The organism is Metabacillus bambusae (genome assembly GCF_017497975.1).
GTDB classification, from domain to species: Bacteria; Bacillota; Bacilli; order Bacillales; family Bacillaceae; genus Metabacillus; species Metabacillus bambusae.
The window spans coordinates 327,601-345,193 of sequence record NZ_JAGDEL010000004.1 but is presented as its reverse complement, the minus strand read 5'-3'; the positions used below and the strand labels follow the sequence as shown (position 1 = coordinate 345,193).

Below are 17,593 nucleotides of genomic sequence, written 5' to 3'. Positions count from 1 at the left end.
GCCTTAGAACGTGGCGAAAAGGGAAATTGGAACATGTGAATTATGTGGAAGAGAAGAAGTTGAAACAACGATCCATCATTTAACTCCAAAAGAAATGGGTGGCACGTTCCTCCTAAAAGCAAAGTTGTGCATTGCATGTCATAAGCAGGTACATGCAGTGTACACAAATGAAGAACTAGCAGCAAGGTTATCCACGATAGAAGGGTTAAAGCAGGATAAAAAACTAAAAAGCTATGTAAAATGGATTAGAAAACAACCAGCAAGCAAATTAGTTAAGACGAGAAAATCAAATGAACGAAAGCGAAAAGGTCGTTACTTGTAAGGGAGGTCTAGCATATGAATGCTAGACCTATTCACATTCTGAAGAAAAAGATAATGAGTTAATTAGGAATTTTTAATACAAATATAAAAGGAGGAAACCAATACAAAAAGCAGGAGAATTACACTCCTGCTTTCTACGTCATTCACTTAATTATTCGCTACCATATTTTGATCTGTAACATCAGGATCAATCATATTTGTTGCACTAATACCGTTGTTAATAATATGAAAATCTCCTGTGCTTCCTCCTCCAGAGCCAGAGGCACTTTTTGACTGACTTTTTGGAGAAAGATAAAAGGAATCTCCGAAGTTGACAACTCCGCCACCTACACTATTAATCTTTATTGGTCCTACGATTGCGGGCATATAAAAACATCCTTTTCGTTTTCGATGGTACTTTACTTTATGCATTTATTTTCATGATTGTTCGTGATCTAATTGAAAAGGAGATGTTAACTTGGAAAAGCAGGTTCCTTGTCTATAGCATACTCTCATCAATCTTTAAAATGACGAATATGCTTCGTACGAGTTTCACATACTATATCTTTTGTTGAGCCGATCTGAAAAACAGCTGAGCTTGAGATGGCGGTAATATTTATTGTGTGTACGGTAATCTTAGGATTTTCATGAAAAAAATTCGTTGTAATCTGCTCATAGAAGATAGGCTGAGGGATTTCTTCTTCAAAAATTTCATATTGAGAAAGATCACCTTCTGTCCCGTAATACCGTTCTTCTTCCCGTTGAACAGCCAATACTTTAACAGAAGGTGTTATCTCCATCGAATCTCCTATATTAAAAACAGAGCTAATTCCAACTGAATTAACATACGCTGTATTTACGTTAGAGTACCGACTAATCATTGTGGAGCCAATGGCACATAAGCACCAATTATCATTGATTCAGGTGGTGTGTCAAATACTGATGAAAGTGAAATTGTGTTTGTATCACCTATCAAAAAAACTGAAGAACTTGATACTCCGACAATTTTAACCGCACCAACCTGCAAATTGTGATTAACAACTGTGAAATTCATATGTGTTTCACATCCTTAATTTTTATAACAAATTAATCCCATTCTTAACGGTCAGTAAATAATAACTGCGTGTAAAGGTATGATAATTCTAGCTATCCATCAGATAACCCACTGATGGAAGTCTCGCTTTATCTCATACGGAGTGCTCTTTTTTCTACGGCGCTGATAAAGGCGCTTGCGCTTTTGTTGCTATGAATCTTTTGGTAAATGATTTAAAAAGTGATTAATCGAGTTTTCTACATCTTTTTTAACTTGTATTAGAATTTCCTGTTTTTTATCTAAGAGGGAATCATGTTCTGTTAATGGTTGACCATTAATATAATATTGAATTCGGCTATTGATTTGTTTTCGTATATCCTCAATGATATGTCTACGGTGGGGATCATCTAAGCGTAGATCATATTGTTTCTCAGCTTGCTCGATAAAGCTGACACACTCCGTATTTAAAAACTGATTTATATCTTCACTACATTGCTGAAGAAGTTGTTCTCGTAATTGTTGTAGAACTCCGTTTACATTCATCCCTTTTTGTTGAACGTCAAAGTTATCAATTTGCTCAGGGTTCGTTGGATTTAAACCGATATTCAACGTTCCATCAAGATGTTCCACCTTTAGTTGGTCAAACTTATATTCTATTTTTTCAATATTTGTATATGGTTGATTCTTAATTTGGTCAATCTCTGACCTGATATTTTCTAGCAATTCATTTAATTGCTGAATCCTTTGATCCTGATGTTGGATATATTGATGAAGTTGCTGTAAGTATTTCATAGTGTCATAATACAAACTCATCACCCACCCCTAGTTCTTCGCACAAAAGTTGATAATTAATGTATATGCAAGGTACAAGAAATAGGTGAATGCCTATTTATGCCATATTAACTAAGAAGTCAGACCCCTGCCTTTAGCATAAGTGGATCAAAGAAGCTGTGGGAGGCAACTGCTGTAAATATTCAATTTGTCTCGATTTATTAAGCTGTCGGTGACGTCAGAGGAACAACGAATGGTACTTCATCTTCCGATACTACTCCTGTAGGAGCTTCTGTCTCAATTTGTGGAGCTGCTTCTGTAAAGCTACCTGTATTATAGAGGTTTGAAAGGGGTTTAATGATACCAGCACTCCCTATTTGTAGGACAGAAGAATTGTTTACAGCATCGACCCGCAAATAATTAATACAAATTGTTTGATTTATATAGAAATTCATCGTCAACACTCCTTATAGATTTCCTGCAATAGGTTGATCGATTACATCATTGTCATACGTATTTGTAACAGAGTTTTGATTGTAAATGTTAAGTCCATCACCGGTGTTAAAGGAGCCAGCACCAGCAAAGGTTTTAACTTCACTATATGGAGAAATTGTAATCACATCTCCAATATGAACAATACTACTTGTTCCTACACTATTTACTTTAATGGCACCTACAATTGCTGGCATTTTGAACATCCCTTTATCTAGTTTTGCAAAATACGGAAAACCTTCATGTATTTAAACTAATGCTATATACTTTATGAATAAAAGTAGAAAAATGTGTGATAAATGCGGAATAATCAGATCATGGTAAAAAGATTCAAATGTGTAGAAGAGCATTCATAAATGTTAAGTAAAAAAATGTGAATCATCAAGTTGTATTAACTTTATTTTACTTTACGGTTAACTTCTAAAATTGTAAGAAATTCTAGTTAGTTACTTGTTTTTCTTTTGTTATATCTTTGCACCATTTAATTTCCTGTAGCAGTAAGATATCAAGTTCTTGACTGCATTCAATTGTTTTATTAGAGTTCAAGCCATACTGCAATGCTGTTTTAATTAATGCTTTTCTTTTTAATTCAATTTCATTAATAACCATTTACTTTCTCCATCTCTAATCAATATTTAAATTTTTTTAACGTCCTCGAAGTAAGGGAAAACCTTCCTTTATAGGGACAAGCTTATTATACAATGGATTTTTTAGAAAATATCATATTCGCTAAAATAACAAAAAAAGATACAAAATTCTACAGAAATTACACAAAAACATTTTATTAAAAGGTAATAAATAACTTTTTAAATATTTAAATTAGGTAAATTTAGTTATTTGTAACTTAATTAATTAATGATTGAAGCATAATAGCAATTTTAGAAGTTAACACATCATATGAAGCTTTTGATTTACTATATAATATTCTTAGCGTGTAAATAAGGAGGTACGCAGATGATTGATGCCCATATCCACCTTGACCAATATAATCATGTTTTATTAAAGGATATGATTGATAGTTGGCAGAACAATGGGATCGAAGGTGTTGTAGCAGTAGCTTCAAATTTACAATCAAGCTATGAGATATTGAAGCTTAAGCAAATCTTTCCGAATTTTGTTCGTGCTGCAATTGGGCACCATCCAGAAGGTCCTCCACCAAGCGAAAAGGATTTAGCTGAATTAATTGATTTAGTCAAGAAGGAAAGGCGCATGCTTTCAGGTATTGGTGAAATTGGTTTGCCGACATATCGGAAAAAGGAGCTTCTAGAGTGTTATAAAGAAGAAGATTTCGTTACTGTTTTAGAACAATTGCTAAGTTTGGCAAAACATGAAAGTTTACCTGTTGCTCTACATGCTGTGCATGAAGAAGCAGAAAAGGTATTATCTTTATTAAAGAAGTGGCACATTAAAAAAGCTCATTTTCACTGGCTAAAGGCCTCGCATGAGGTTGTAAGCGAAATTGTTGCACATGGGTTTTATGTTTCGGTTACACCAGAAGTTTGTTACAGAGAAAGAGATCAGAAATTAGTAGGACTTATACCAGTTGATCAGCTTTTAATTGAAACTGATGGGCCGTGGAAGCATAATGGTCCTTTTGCAGCGCGAGAAACATCCCCTTTATTATTAAAGGAAATGAGCGAGTGCTTATCGAATATTCTTACTATCCCAATTGATCAACTAAATGCAAAAATAACCAGTAATACAAATCATCTTTATAATGGAGGCTATTTATGAAATTTGTAACAGCTACAATACATAATGACCAGTTTATTGGCCTTGTACACGGTGATAAAATCATTGATTTGAAAAAAGCAGAGAAAGACATTTTTGAGTTAACATCTTTTCCAAAATCCCTTTTTGATTGTATCCCCTTAGGTGATAAGTTTGTCCAGGATGTTAAGCAGATTGTTGATAAAATAAATGTTGAAGAGGGAGCAGAAAGCTACCTATACCAAATAGCAGATGTGAAACTACATTCACCCTTTCCGAGACCAACTAAAAATATCTTTTGTGTCGGAAAAAACTATCGTGACCATGCAATTGAAATGGGAAGCGAGTCAGATGTACCAGAACACGTCATGCTATTCTCTAAAGCTCCGACCTCGGTTATAGGACATGAGGATGAAGTTGACCCACATTTACATCTTACAAAAGAGCTTGATTATGAAGGTGAGCTTGCAGTAGTGATTGGAAAAAAGGGTAAACAAATAACAGAAGAATCTGCAATGGATTATGTGTTTGGCTACACAATTGTTAATGATATTACAGCAAGAAATCTTCAAAAACAGCACAAGCAATTTTTACTAGGGAAAAGCTTAGATACTTCATGTCCAATCGGTCCTTATATCGTTCATAAATCTGCAATCGAAAATCCCTATGATTTAACGGTGACAACTAGAGTAAATGATGAAGTAAGACAAAATGGACATACAAAGGATATGATCTTCTCAATCGAACATATTATTTCAACACTCTCCCAAGGAACAACTCTAGAACCTGGCGATATTATTGCAACTGGTACTCCTGCAGGGGTTGGGAAAGGATTTAATCCGCCTAAATTTTTGCAACCAGGTGATACAGTTGAGGTTGAGATTGAGGGGATTGGGAAGTTAAGGAATCGAATAATGTAGAAGTCATTATTGGAAGAAGCTATATTGATGGCTTCTTTTTTTATTTTAATTCTTTGTTGATCGGGACTGATTCGTGAGGCTTCCAAAATGCCCGCAGAAAGCTGTTAAACTTGGTTGTTGATTTCCGCTGCTGCTTTGGGTTAAAGTGTTTTCCACAATTTATGGTTTTTTTCAAGCTTATATATTACTAGTTATACGTATGTCATTCCTGGAAGAAAAAATCCCAAGAATAATTGCCTAATGAATTATAAACTCGATCAGGTGAGATAAATTACTAGTGTGTCTTTTGGTCTATTTGTAAAGAAAATGGGTAAGGGGAATTAACTTTTTGAAAATACTGATTTTAAAGCTCTTTACATGATCAAGTGGATGAAATGGTGAAATTTTGTATGAGGCATATAAAATGAAGAAGAACTTTCAGAGACTATCATGGAACGGAAAGTCGTAAGCCCTATATCAAAACTAAGCAAAAAATTAGGATCTTTAACTCGCTGGTTAAGAGATATATTAAAATAGAAAAATCCACATAAAAAACAATATGATTTAGTATTCTTGAAAAATAGGAAAAATTGCTTGTTTTTAAAATTTTATCAAAAGTTTTTACAAAATATTACTCATTTATGTTAGTTTTGTAAGTGACAAAGAGAAAAAAAATAGAAAATTAACCAATAATTTCATTTCCAACACAATTATGTAGGAAAATTACCTCATGAAGTTTGTCATCAATCATTGTGTCACACTTAAGATATTCCTCCTTGAATGATTAATATAGGTCGCTACCATTGTTAACTTAGTTTAATCGTTTATTACAGCATCAGAAAAACCATCATCAAGAGCACATACATTTTTCTTTATCATACATATCCAGTTTAATTTGGCAAGAAAAGGACCCCAACTATTATAAAAATACGTTTATAAAACTTTAATACATTAAGGTTTTATAACCAAGTATACATATATGAATAGTTTATTTAATTGTGTTTAATAAACCATATAAATAAACAACTTAAGGAGGTGTTGCTTGCCATTATTCGATTACTTAGTTCGTTAACGGACAAAACAAATCTAATAAAATCGGAGGTAATTCAATGAATTGTAAAACATTACGTATTCACCGACTTTTCCATCCTAGTTCAAAGCGATCACTATTACTTCCAATAGATCATGGGACAACGATGGGACCGTTAACTGGTCTACTCAACATTCCTGATTTGATTAGACAAGCTAAGGATAGTGGGTATCAAGCAGTCATTGCCCATAAAGGCATTATTCATTGGGCAATGTCCGAAAATCAAGATTTAGCAGGTATGGACTATATTTTACATTTGAGTGCATCAACATCAATGGGGCCTGACACTGCTTTTAAGCAACAGGTTACTAGTATTGAGCACGCTTTGAGATTAGGAGTAACAGGAATTTCTGTTCATACTAATCTTGGTGTTTTACATGAGCCTGAAATGTTAAAAGAATTAGGCGAATTATGTGATCAAGCTTATCATTGGGGGCTGCCATTATTAGTCATGATGAATGTAACAAAAGCTGAGCGCACAACCAATTTATTAGACCATGGGAAACGAATTGCCCATGCAGTTAGAGTGGCAGGGGAGTTAGGTGCTGACATGGTTAAAGTAGAGTGCCCAGACCATCTAGAAGTCCTACCTGAAATAATGTCTGCCTTCAAGATTCCTGTGTTAATTGCAGGAGGAATTAAATCAAGTTCAAAATTAGATTGGCTTCAATCTCTTGATGATTGTTTAGAAGCTGGTGCAAAAGGCTTGTGTATTGGTAGAAATGTATTTGAAGATGAAAATCCACTTGCAATGGGACTAGCACTAAATGCATTAGTTCATGAGCGTCAATCAGGTAGTAAAGCATATGAAATATACAGGGGACATCAAGTATTACCGCTTTTTAATTAAAATTAATAAACAGGGGTGAATAGTAATATGGAAATGACGAAATTCAAGATAAGACCTAGAAAAATGACGACTCTTGTTGAGGGACATCAATCACATTTAGAGGAACTTATTCCTTTTTTCGAACAATTGGATAATCAACAGCAAACAATCGAGACTTTGCCGCGTGAGGTAATTGATTCATTTCATGTAAAGGCAATTAATTTAACGCTCACCCATGCATGGAACAAGAATGATTTTTATAGAGAAAAAATGCAACAAGCTGGGATGGTGACTCCTCATATAAATGATTTATCAGAATTAGCAAATGTACCATTTTTAAGGAAGCCAGAAATTGCAGGTGACCGGACGAAGCTACTGTGCTGTCCAACTAGTGAGATTGGACAAGTACACTCCACTTCAGGGACGACAGGGAAACCGATGTACCTATCCTATACTTTAGCAGATCAATTTAAATATGATGTGATACCGAAGTATCCTGTCTTGTTTCCGGATAGTGATGAAGATGTTGTTGCAGTTGCTTTGCCATATGAGGTGGCCCAGCCAGGATTAGGGTTTCAGCGGGTCTATCAATTTGTGTTTGGAGCGACGGTTATATCGATTGGAAAAGGTGGCTACATGGCCCCAGTAGAAAAATCTTTAGAACTAATGAAAGAATATCAAACAACGATTTTAGCAACAACACCATCATATGCGGCCTTACTTGCCGAAGAGAGTGAAAAATTAGGTTATAAATTGGGGCAGGATATAAAATTGCGTCGTTTGATTTTAACAGGAGAAGGGTGTTCTCCACAATTTCGAACTCGTCTTGAAGAGCTTTATGGTTGCCAAGCCACCTTCTTCTATGGTTCTACTGAATGCGGGATGATTGGTGTCGAGTGCTCAGAACAACATGGCTACCATGTAGTGCCTGGTCATGTGAAAGTAGAAATCATTAATCCACTAACAGAAGACGTTTTAGAATATGGTGAAATTGGCGAGATTGTTGTTACCACACTGATGAGAGAAGGAATGCCGATCATTCGTTACAGAACAGGCGATATGGGTTACCTAATGAAATCCTCGTGTGGAAATGAGATTACTTCAGATATTCTCCATTTACGCGGTAGAAAAGAAAATCAAATTCGCCTTTATGGTGAGGACTATTCACCATTTTTATTAGAAAATATTCTGTTAGAAATACCTGAAGTAGGCATGTGGTTCAAGTTCATCGTATCCAATGAAGAGTTAACAGTTGAAGTTGAACCGTTCCAATCAGATCTTACAGATGAACAATTAATAGATAAAGTGACTTCACATCTTTATAACACTCTTGAATTTAATTGCAAGGTTATCATCAATCATCATATCGAGCGTACGTTTGAAAAAGCAAAAAGAGTCTTTTTTGAATAAATAGAAATCATATTTTAATGACCATTTTATAGAAACAGGTGATATCGTATGATCATTGATTCACATGCACATATTTCAAAACGAACAGCTGCAAAGCCAGAAATATTAATCCAAGACATGGATCTTGCCGGTATAGACAAAGCTGTCCTAGTACCAGGTGGTATGCTCGATATTCGGAAAATGTCAGAATATACAACCTTGAGAGAGAAACCTGAGCCAGTTCAACCAGATAACGAATATGTAGAGCACTGTGTTGCCTTATACCCAGAAAGATTTATTGGGTTTTATTGTATAAATCCATTGACAGATGCTCGTGATATCGAAAGCGAAGTAAAACTAGCTATTCAAAAGGGGTTTAAAGGAATAAAACTTGCACCTCTTGTCCATCCAATGTCGTTCCTAGAGGGCAATATCAATTGGATCGCTGAATTATGTAGCACTTATGATATTCCTTTATACACGCATGTCACTGTCAATGAAGAGACGAACACATTTGCACTAGAATCATTAGTTGCAAAACATCCTAACACGACGATCATAATCGGTCATATGGGGATAGGGGATGTTGATCAACATGCAATTAATTTGGCAAGTGAGTTTCCGAATGTTTACTTAGAAACATCTTTAGCACCAATCCTTGCGCTTAAATTGGCGATCAAACAGGCAGGAGTAAAAAAGCTATTGTTTGGGACTGAGTTTCCACTTTCAGATGCACTTGTTGAACGTGAAAAGATTAATCGCCTTTCGCTTTCTGACGAAGAGAAACAATTGATTTTAGGTGGTAACTTCGCAAGACTTTTAACATTAACTATACCAATTGAACAAAGGACGTGACGGATATGAATATTAAGAAGGCCTTATTTGATGCAAGAAATATAACTGAAGAACAAATAGAATCGACTCTATTGACTGTAAACCAAAGTATTTCTTTCCGTGGAATCCTATTAACATATGACCAGGTTGAACATCTACCTATTTCACCTCGTTTGGAAAAACATATCGTTGTTGACAATATGGACCAATGTAGAATGTTTGGGTCTGAGGAAGCATTAACGACAATTGTATCAACCAACTTAAGGGTGCTCCAGCTTGCAAGAGAAGAGGGGTACAAAACGTGTTGGTATATTCGAGTAGTCGACCAAGAAACAATGCTGGAAGCTGTTGAGTATGGAATGGAAAACCCAATTTTGATTGTAGATTTTAAAGATGAAACAAATATTCCGTTAGAATTAGTCATCGCGAAACTGCAAAACTATGAAATTGAGATTATTAAGCGCGTTGTGAGTACGGAGGATGGAAGGGTATCTTCAGATGTAATGGAAGTGGGTGCAGATGGAATCCTGCTTACCACAACAAACATGGAGGAAATTTTGGATATGAATAAATTCATGCAGCAATCCCGTAATACTCAATTAGATGTTGTGAGCGCAACAGTAACGAAAGTAGAGCATTTGGATGCTGGTGAACGAGCATGTATTGATACGACAAGTTTATTAACGAAGGAAGAGGCAATGATTATTGGGTCGACCTCATCAGGCGGCTTAATGGTATGTAGTGAAACACATTACCTTCCTTATATGAATACTCGTCCATTCCGTGTCAATGCTGGTGCTGTCCACTCCTATGTGTGGTGCCCGAATGATACAACGGAATATATAACCGATTTAAGAGTAGGAAACCAAGTCACAGTCGTTGACCTAAATGGTAATTGCCGTTCGGTTAATGTGGGACGTATGAAAATAGAGGTTAGACCACTGTTACTAATCGAATGTGAATACGAAGGCATGAAAATAAACGCAATTGTTCAGGATGATTGGCATATTAGGATATTTGATGGTGATGGAAATCCAAAAAGTGCTACAACCTTTAAACCGGGAGATAAAATTATGGCTTATATGTGTGAGCCTGGTCGACACATGGGAGTTAAGATTTTAGAAACAATAACTGAACAATAACCATATGCCAAGGAGGTTGTGATCGTGACAGAACTTTCTAAAGTAAGGGAACAAAAATTTGCACGTTTACTTGAATCAAAGAATCAGTCCCTTTTTTATAGAAAAAAACTTGAAACCTACAATCTAAACAATGTATCTCTTAATGATCTACCTTCACTTCCATTAACGACAAAAGAGGATTTAAGATTAGCAGAACCATATGATCTAGTGGGTGTAGCGTTTTCTGAAATCGCCCATTATCATGAATCATCAGGCACAACGGGAATAAGTAGTTCATCCTGGTTTACACTTGAAGATTTACAGACAGCAGGAAGTCAGTTAAATCAAATGGGGGTAAACCTTACTAATGAAGACTTAGTATTAATTCGATTTCCCTTTGCTTTATCCTGTACAGCATTTTTAATGCAGCAGGCATGTATTCAAGTCTCTGCAGGAATGGTTCCAGCAAGTAGCCGTAATACAATTACACCATATGTAAAAGTGTTAGAGCTCATGCAAAAATTAAATGTTTCCGTATTTGCTGGTTTGGCTAGAGAATTGGAATATTTAATTGAAACAGCAAAAATGATGGGATTAAGTATACAGGAGGCTTTTCCGAATCTAAGAGCCGCATGTGTAGCGGGAGAGTTACTTGGGCATCAAAGGAAAAAATACTTAGAAAGTAAACTAGGAGTACCTGTTTACGGATTTTATGGATCTACCGAAACAGCAAACATTGCTTCAATGTGCGAATACGGAACCATGCACATTTCGGAAGAAGATTTCATAATCGAAGTGCTTAATGAACAAACGAAGAAGCCAGAAAAGACAGGTGAAAAAGGTCTACTAGCTGTAACAACTTTATCACATCAAGGATCACCTCTGCTCCGGTATGTGAATGAAGATATCATAACAGTAAAAGAAACGAATTGTCGTTGTGGGCATAGTGGAAGGCAAATTATTGTCCACGGTCGTGCAAAAGAGAGAATTGTAAATTCTAAAGGAACTATTTTAGAAGCATTAGATATTCACGAAGCTATTTATCGTTTAGCAAAAGTCCCATTGATTTGGCAGATCGTTGAATCAAATGAATATTTAACTGCAATCGTTGATTTTGGAGACGACTCTTTATCAGTAACAGAGATACGTAACATGGAGCAACATTTAACAGAATTATTAGATCTACCTGTAATCGTAAGGATGGCTAATACAGGTGAATTAATAAACCGACAATTATTTACTGAAAATACAATTAGCCTAAAACCTGTATACATAAAACCGCAGGAAAAAAATTTGGAAGTTGAGCTAACACTATGAGTATGATTACATGTGAAAAAGTTAATAAACGCTATGGTGAACGTCATGTTGTGAAGGATTTGAATTTAATCATAGAAAAAGGAGAGGTATTTGGATTATTAGGTCCAAATGGCGCAGGAAAAACAACTTCAATCTCTATGATGACATCACAATCTCTTCCAAGTGATGGAAATATTATCGTTAATGATCTAAATGCTCAACAGGAACAAAAACAAGTAAAAAAAATAGTTGGAATCGTCCCTCAAGATATTGCTCTCTATCCGATGCTAAGTGCCATTGATAATTTAAAGTTTTTTGGAGAGCTATATGGCATAAAAGGGAAGCCACTAAAAGAAAAGGTATCTGAATTACTAGAGTTAGTTGGCCTAACAGATCGTGCGAAGGAACCGATAAAAAATTACTCTGGTGGGATGAAACGTAGAATTAATATCGCAGCTGCATTAATTCATAATCCTTTGGTCGTATTCATGGATGAACCAACTGTCGGAATTGATCCACAGTCCCGAAATCAAATATTTGATTTGATTAGGTTATTAAAAAGTCAAGGTATTACAGTTGTCTACACAACTCATTATATGGAAGAAGCAACAGTGTTATGTGATCGAGTGGCAATCGTTGATGGTGGTCAAATCATTGCATTGGGAACTGTAGAAGAGTTAGTCGCTCAGGTTTATGGAGGGGTAATTGAGCTCTCTTGTGAAAATGATGAAGAGGCTATAGGTTTATCAAAAAACTTGAGTAAAATCTCTTTTGTGAAAAATGTTCGGCTATCGGAAAAGAAGCTTGAATTAGTTGTTGAAGATATTAATCAAAACGTTGCAGTGTTACTTGAAAAGTTGAATCGTCAAGAGAGTACTGCACGCGTTACAAATATTATGCATCCCTCTTTAGAGACATTATTTTTATATAAGACTGGGAAAAAATTAAGAGATTCATAGAAGTCATTTAGCTAATAAAGGAGAATTTTGCTATGCAATGGTGGGCAATTGCTAAAAAAGATTTAAGGATCATGTTAAAAGATCCTGGAGCAATCGTTGTTTTGTTCATGCTTCCATTAATGCTCATGACCATTATGAGTTTTGCTTTAATGCCAGTATTTCAAGGAGGAGAGGGTGAAGAAATCACTCTTCCTATTGTAAATCTAGATCAAACGAACGATTCCGAAAAATTAATTGAATTATTGGATGCTACCGAAGGTGTAAAGTTAACCTTTGCTGAAGAAGATGGTACCAAATATACCGAGGAAAATGCGAAACAAGCAGTAAAGGATGGAGAATTTCCTTTTGCATTAATCATTCCAGAGGAATTTGGTAGTAAGATTAAAAACGGTGAAAAACTAGAGTTAGTATCGTTTGAAGACCCAGCACAAGCCAATATCACTTCAATTATCGGTAGAGCGATAGAAGGGGTAGCACAAGCATTTGAGGTAGAGTATATCGTTAGTCGAATGGTTGATGATCAGGTTGCAGACATCAATCAAATGGTTACGGATGAAATTGAACAAGTAGAACTTGCGTATCAGGATCAAATTGAAGCACTCACAACACAATTAAATCAATTGACAAACAATGCAGCTCAACCAGCTTCAGTGGAGGTAGACTCACAGGAAGAAACGGCTCCAGATCTTACTGGAATGAAGGAAGATTTAGTAGATACCGCGAGTGAATCTCTTAGTAATCCAAGTATCACGATAGGAACCTACTCTGCTACAGAGGGTGAGGTAATCGAACGTCCCGATGCCTTTCAGCAAAATGTACCGGGTTATACGGTCATGTATGCGTTTTTCATTATTATGTATGCAGGCCGCTCATTCTTAAATGAAAGAAATGACGGTACATTTAGAAGGATTTTAGCAGCTCCAGTTGATCGTTGGCAATTATTTATGGGGAAAATGCTTCCAAATTATTTAATCGGTATTGTTCAAGTAGTCGTTCTCTTTGCTTTCGGACATTTTGTCTTTGATATGTCACTTGGTTCATCCTTTACTGGTTTAATTATTGTAACACTTACGCTTGTATGGGCAAGCTCTTGCTTAGGTATGTTAATTGCTGCTGTTTTTAAGACGGATTCGCAAATATCAGGGTGGTCTGTTTTGCTCGCCTTAACATTGGCTGCATTAGGTGGAACGATGGTTCCTTTATTTATCATGCCAGATATCATGCAAAATATCGCATTAATTACACCACATGCATGGGCTCTTACAGGCTATCAGGATATTTTAGTAAGAGGACTTGGATTCGAACACGTTCTTGTTAACTCAATTGTGTTACTTGGCTTTGGCATATGCTTCCTGCTAATTTCTTTATGGAAAATGAACTATGTTAAGTGAATAGAGGTGAACAAATGGAAGAGCTTAGTAAAGTGCTATTTGAATTATTGTTGGTTTCGGATGGACGTACAACCGATATGCTAGAAACACTGTGTGGTGAAAGGGTGTATGTTGAGGTTATTAATCAAGAAAAACATGATAATACAATTTATCGAGAATCATTTCTTTACACCGTAAATCGAAATTTATTTGTTTCTCACAACTTTATGATGCTTTATCCAGAACATGTTCCAAGCGAATTTTATCAGCGGATTTTAGAAAAAGAAGAAGTGATTGGCAAGATATTAAAAAATGATGAAGTTCAGTCAAATCGGATTATCACGAAAAATGGATGGTGTCTACCAACTGAAATTTCAGACCTGTTTGGAAATCCGAAAAAATTAATATTTAATGAGGATCTTAATGGTGGATTAATTCCTTTTAAGGAATATAAATTACACTTCCAATCTAATGAAAAACCAGGGATAAAACTAGTGGAATACTTTAATCCTAATTTAATTCATTATCGTTTGCAAAAAAATCGGTTTCTACAATCAACAGTAGATGAGGTCACAGCTGAAAAGGTCGGTGGATTAGTATGAAAGCCTTTAAACATGTTGGAATTGTTGGGGTAACAGCAGTCGGTGCAGCATTGTGCTACAAGGAAATTGTAATCGAAGGGATAAAACGGTTCAGGAACTGCCCAGAAATTTCAATGCATGCTCACCCACAAAATGAATTTGATGTAGCTGACTTTTACAAGATTACGAGCTTAATATTAGAATCAATTGAGAATGTAAAAAAATCTGGTGCAGAATTTGCGATTATTCCAGCAAATACAGCCCATTACGTTTTCGATGATGTACAAGCCGTGTCTCCATTACCTTTAATTAGTATCATTGATCTAACAATTAATGATTGTCTTAAAAGAAAGGTAAGTAAAGTATCGGTATTAGGGACGTTCCCAACGATGCAATTTTCCCTTTATCGAGATAAACTAAAAAATGCAGGAATCCAATTAGTTGAACCTTCTCAAGAGGAGAAGGAAAGATTAGATGCGATTATAGCAGAAGAATTACTTCTTGATCATGTGGATTCAGATACTGTAAAGGAAGTCCAACTCATGATAGAAGGATTAAAAGACAGAGGGAGTCAACTTGTTATTTTAGCTTGTACTGAATTACCAATCATAATAAGTGATCATAACTCGGTATTACCGTGCATCGATACGACTCGGTTATTAGCAGAAAAGACGTTAATGTATGCCGCAAATCAAGTGGATGAAAGTGAGCAATTAAAAATAAACGAACAGATACAAGCAGATTTTGAAATTGAAGTAATTGAAGAGACTGATCATCAAATGCCCGAAATGATAAGGGAAGCTACTAATGATAACGTTGATAAGATTATTAGAGAGTGTAAACTACTTCTAGATCAGGGGAAATTTAAACAAGCAAAAAACATGATGGAAGATGCAGTAAAACAGGAACCAGAATCTCCTGAAACACATGCATGGTTTGCGATTGCAATGGGAAGATTGATTGAAAACTCAAGCGTACTTAATAAAATGAGATTATTACCTATATTTGAAAGAGAGACGCTCAGGGCATTGGAAATTGCGCCAGACTTATTATTGGCGCGAAAAGTAAACGGGATGAGATTGTTAAATACACCAGAGGCATTTGGTGGTAATGTAAAAAAAGCGATAGCTGAGTTTCAGTTCTGTATACAAAAGGGACTTGAGGATGATGAGCTGTATTTTTCTTTAGCACAAGCTTATATTAAATTAAAGGATTTAGAAGAAGGAAGAAAAGCATTACATTCTTCTTTACATCTAAACCCTGAGCATAAGCTGGCTAAAAAACATCTAGAAATGCTAGAAGTTCTTTAATTGGAGGAACTAGATGGAGCGTTTGACTACTGTTTTAAAAAAATATGCACGTTCTCATCCAAATCGACCTGCAGTGATCGATGATAAGAAGGAGCTTACATATAAGGAATTATTTGAAAGAGTGAATCAATGGAGCCACTTTCTAACAGAAAAAGGTATAGATTCTGGTCATTCTGTCATGATTTTTATGAATAACCAGGTTGGTTATTTAGAGGTGTTCTTAGCTTTAGAGGCGATTAATGCAAAAATTATTCCAGTAAACGTTCACTATCTCCAATCCGAAATTGAATATTTATTGGAACTTAATCAGAATGCTTATATGATTACGGAAAGATCATTTGCTTGTTTAGTGAAAGAAAGTTTTCAAGGGAGCAGGAATTCACTTATTTTTATTGAAGATGTTTATGAAGATCTCCATAAATATTCGAAGTGTGAAGTTCCTAAGGAAGAGTTTGCCTCTCCTCTCCTTTTTTTTACTTCTGGTACAACTGGAAAGCCAAAGGGGATTGTTGTAAGTCCAGAAGCATTTACCTTGCATATTCCAGCTGAGTATTATCGCGATAATACTGAGTACAATTTGATTATTCGGCCGCTGTTTTTTCGTTCACATCTAACATTGGCGATTTCAATTATACAAGAGGGGAAAACACTGGTTTTGACAACTAGTAAGTCACAAGAATATATATGGATGTTAACTCATAAATATAAAATTCATCAAATCATTTCAGGTCCAAGTGATCTAACTAGCTTAGTAGATTGGTTGGATGAGAGTCGTGAGGAGATGCCAGGAAGTCTGGAGGTAGTCATGACAACTGGTAACCCTACTAGCTACTTACTTAAGAAGCGGTTAATGGAACAGATGCCAAATACTAGCTTCATAGATTTTTATGGGACGACTGAAGTGGGCGGAATTTCGTCTATTGATGAAACAGAGTGGCTTGATAAGCATGGTTCTGTCGGAATTCCATCCTTTTTTGTAGAGTGTCGTGTTGTGGACGAAAATGGGGAAGAAGTTCCTAAAGGTGAGATTGGAGAGATAAGTATTTGTTCGAGATATACGATGGATGAATATTTGAATAATCCTGCCTTAAATAAAAAAACGTTTTATGGAAATTTGGTTCGTACCGGTGATTATGGGTATCTCGATGATGATGGTTATTTATTTTTATCCGGTAGGAAGCAAGATGAAATAAATCATGGTGGATATTCATTTTATTCTGCAGAAGTAGAAGATTTCTTAATTCGATATTCAGGTGTTAAAGAAGCGGTGGTTCTAGGTAAGAAGGATGACACATATGGGCAACAACCTATCGCATATGTTGTGATTGATAAACGATCAAACAAGCATAAAGTGGTGAAAGAGCTTAAGAGAATGTGTGAAGAACAACTTCCAGCGTTTAAAAGACCTGTTTACTGGCATGTTCTACCTGAAATTCCGTTAACTTCGGCTAGAAAGCCAGATCGGTTTAAATTGTTATCACTTACGGAGAAAACTTCGGAAGTACTATTTTAAGAGTAATCTTGTTTTAGAGGGAATCTGTCACTTTTTATGGCAGATTTTTTTACGGAGTTAAGAAAGTATAAAATTTTGTACTGAGTTTCTGTGTCT

20 protein-coding genes are annotated in these 17,593 nt (G+C 35.7%); 13 read left to right on the top strand and 7 right to left on the bottom strand.

The genetic code is table 11. The annotated features are described in order from the left end of the window. The first annotated feature begins 10 nt into the window (after positions 1-10). Positions 11-322: an HNH nuclease-like protein HlpB gene (gene hlpB / locus I7822_RS08400; RefSeq protein WP_207976881.1), complete on the top strand. Its 312-nt coding sequence runs from the start codon at positions 11-13 to the stop codon at positions 320-322. 146 nt (positions 323-468) lie between these two features. Here the strand turns inward: hlpB and I7822_RS08395 are convergent, their stop codons facing one another. The 7 genes from I7822_RS08395 to I7822_RS08365 form a co-directional block, all read right to left on the bottom strand. Next, complete coding sequence (locus tag I7822_RS08395; RefSeq protein WP_066336516.1) at positions 469-687, bottom strand: spore germination protein; 219 nt, start codon at positions 685-687, stop codon at positions 469-471. Positions 688-815: 128 nt separating this feature from the next. Continuing rightward, on the bottom strand, positions 816-1,181 hold the full coding sequence (locus I7822_RS08390; protein ID WP_207976879.1) for a spore germination protein GerPE: 366 nt from the start codon (positions 1,179-1,181) through the stop codon (positions 816-818). Further along, entirely contained in the window at positions 1,178-1,354 is a 177-nt protein-coding gene (locus I7822_RS08385) for a spore germination protein GerPD (RefSeq protein WP_066336512.1), read from the bottom strand. The genes I7822_RS08390 and I7822_RS08385 overlap by 4 nt, the downstream gene beginning before the upstream one ends. A gap of 189 nt (positions 1,355-1,543) precedes the next feature. Further along, entirely contained in the window at positions 1,544-2,146 is a 603-nt protein-coding gene (gene gerPC, locus I7822_RS08380) for a spore germination protein GerPC (RefSeq protein WP_207976877.1), read from the bottom strand. Positions 2,147-2,325: 179 nt separating this feature from the next. Next, a complete protein-coding gene (locus I7822_RS08375; protein ID WP_207976875.1) occupies positions 2,326-2,559 on the bottom strand; it encodes a spore germination protein GerPB in 234 nt (77 codons plus the stop codon). 12 nt (positions 2,560-2,571) lie between these two features. Then, complete coding sequence (locus I7822_RS08370; RefSeq protein ID WP_066336505.1) at positions 2,572-2,793, bottom strand: spore germination protein; 222 nt, start codon at positions 2,791-2,793, stop codon at positions 2,572-2,574. A 241-nt stretch (positions 2,794-3,034) separates the two neighbouring features. Then, positions 3,035-3,205, bottom strand: a complete 171-nt coding sequence (locus I7822_RS08365; RefSeq protein ID WP_207976873.1) for an aspartyl-phosphate phosphatase Spo0E family protein — start codon at positions 3,203-3,205, stop codon at positions 3,035-3,037. A 345-nt stretch (positions 3,206-3,550) separates the two neighbouring features. Between I7822_RS08365 and I7822_RS08360 the strand changes: the two genes are divergently transcribed. The 12 genes from I7822_RS08360 (at position 3,551) to I7822_RS08305 (ending at position 17,497) form a co-directional block, all read left to right on the top strand. Continuing rightward, the gene (locus I7822_RS08360) at positions 3,551-4,330 is read left to right on the top strand and encodes a TatD family hydrolase (RefSeq protein WP_207976871.1); all 780 of its coding nucleotides are present in this window, start codon (positions 3,551-3,553) and stop codon (positions 4,328-4,330) included. Next, a complete protein-coding gene (locus I7822_RS08355; protein ID WP_207976869.1) occupies positions 4,327-5,226 on the top strand; it encodes a fumarylacetoacetate hydrolase family protein in 900 nt (299 codons plus the stop codon). Before I7822_RS08360 ends, I7822_RS08355 begins: the two co-directional genes overlap by 4 nt. Positions 5,227-6,314: 1,088 nt before the next feature. Beyond that, positions 6,315-7,145 (top strand): class I fructose-bisphosphate aldolase, encoded by an 831-nt coding sequence (locus I7822_RS08350; RefSeq protein ID WP_207976867.1) that lies wholly within the window; start codon positions 6,315-6,317, stop codon positions 7,143-7,145. A 27-nt stretch (positions 7,146-7,172) separates the two neighbouring features. Beyond that, positions 7,173-8,534, top strand: coding sequence for a phenylacetate--CoA ligase family protein (locus I7822_RS08345; RefSeq protein WP_243459352.1), 1,362 nt, complete (start codon positions 7,173-7,175; stop codon positions 8,532-8,534). Between the two features lie 48 nt (positions 8,535-8,582). Then, complete coding sequence (locus I7822_RS08340) at positions 8,583-9,368, top strand: amidohydrolase family protein (protein ID WP_207976865.1); 786 nt, start codon at positions 8,583-8,585, stop codon at positions 9,366-9,368. Between the two features lie 5 nt (positions 9,369-9,373). Next, positions 9,374-10,489, top strand: a complete 1,116-nt coding sequence (locus tag I7822_RS08335; protein WP_207976863.1) for a 3-dehydroquinate synthase II domain-containing protein — start codon at positions 9,374-9,376, stop codon at positions 10,487-10,489. A gap of 24 nt (positions 10,490-10,513) precedes the next feature. Further along, positions 10,514-11,785, top strand: a complete 1,272-nt coding sequence (locus I7822_RS08330) for a phenylacetate--CoA ligase family protein (protein WP_207976862.1) — start codon at positions 10,514-10,516, stop codon at positions 11,783-11,785. Continuing rightward, the gene (locus I7822_RS08325; protein WP_207976861.1) at positions 11,782-12,723 is read left to right on the top strand and encodes an ABC transporter ATP-binding protein; all 942 of its coding nucleotides are present in this window, start codon (positions 11,782-11,784) and stop codon (positions 12,721-12,723) included. The genes I7822_RS08330 and I7822_RS08325 overlap by 4 nt, the downstream gene beginning before the upstream one ends. Before the next feature lie 32 nt (positions 12,724-12,755). Beyond that, the gene (locus I7822_RS08320) at positions 12,756-14,114 is read left to right on the top strand and encodes an ABC transporter permease (protein WP_207976860.1); all 1,359 of its coding nucleotides are present in this window, start codon (positions 12,756-12,758) and stop codon (positions 14,112-14,114) included. Positions 14,115-14,128: 14 nt separating this feature from the next. After that, positions 14,129-14,695, top strand: coding sequence for a hypothetical protein (locus I7822_RS08315; protein ID WP_207976858.1), 567 nt, complete (start codon positions 14,129-14,131; stop codon positions 14,693-14,695). Further along, positions 14,692-15,984, top strand: a complete 1,293-nt coding sequence (locus tag I7822_RS08310; RefSeq protein ID WP_207976856.1) for an amino acid racemase — start codon at positions 14,692-14,694, stop codon at positions 15,982-15,984. Before I7822_RS08315 ends, I7822_RS08310 begins: the two co-directional genes overlap by 4 nt. A gap of 13 nt (positions 15,985-15,997) precedes the next feature. Next, positions 15,998-17,497 (top strand): class I adenylate-forming enzyme family protein, encoded by a 1,500-nt coding sequence (locus I7822_RS08305; protein WP_207976854.1) that lies wholly within the window; start codon positions 15,998-16,000, stop codon positions 17,495-17,497. Positions 17,498-17,593: the final 96 nt, after the last annotated feature.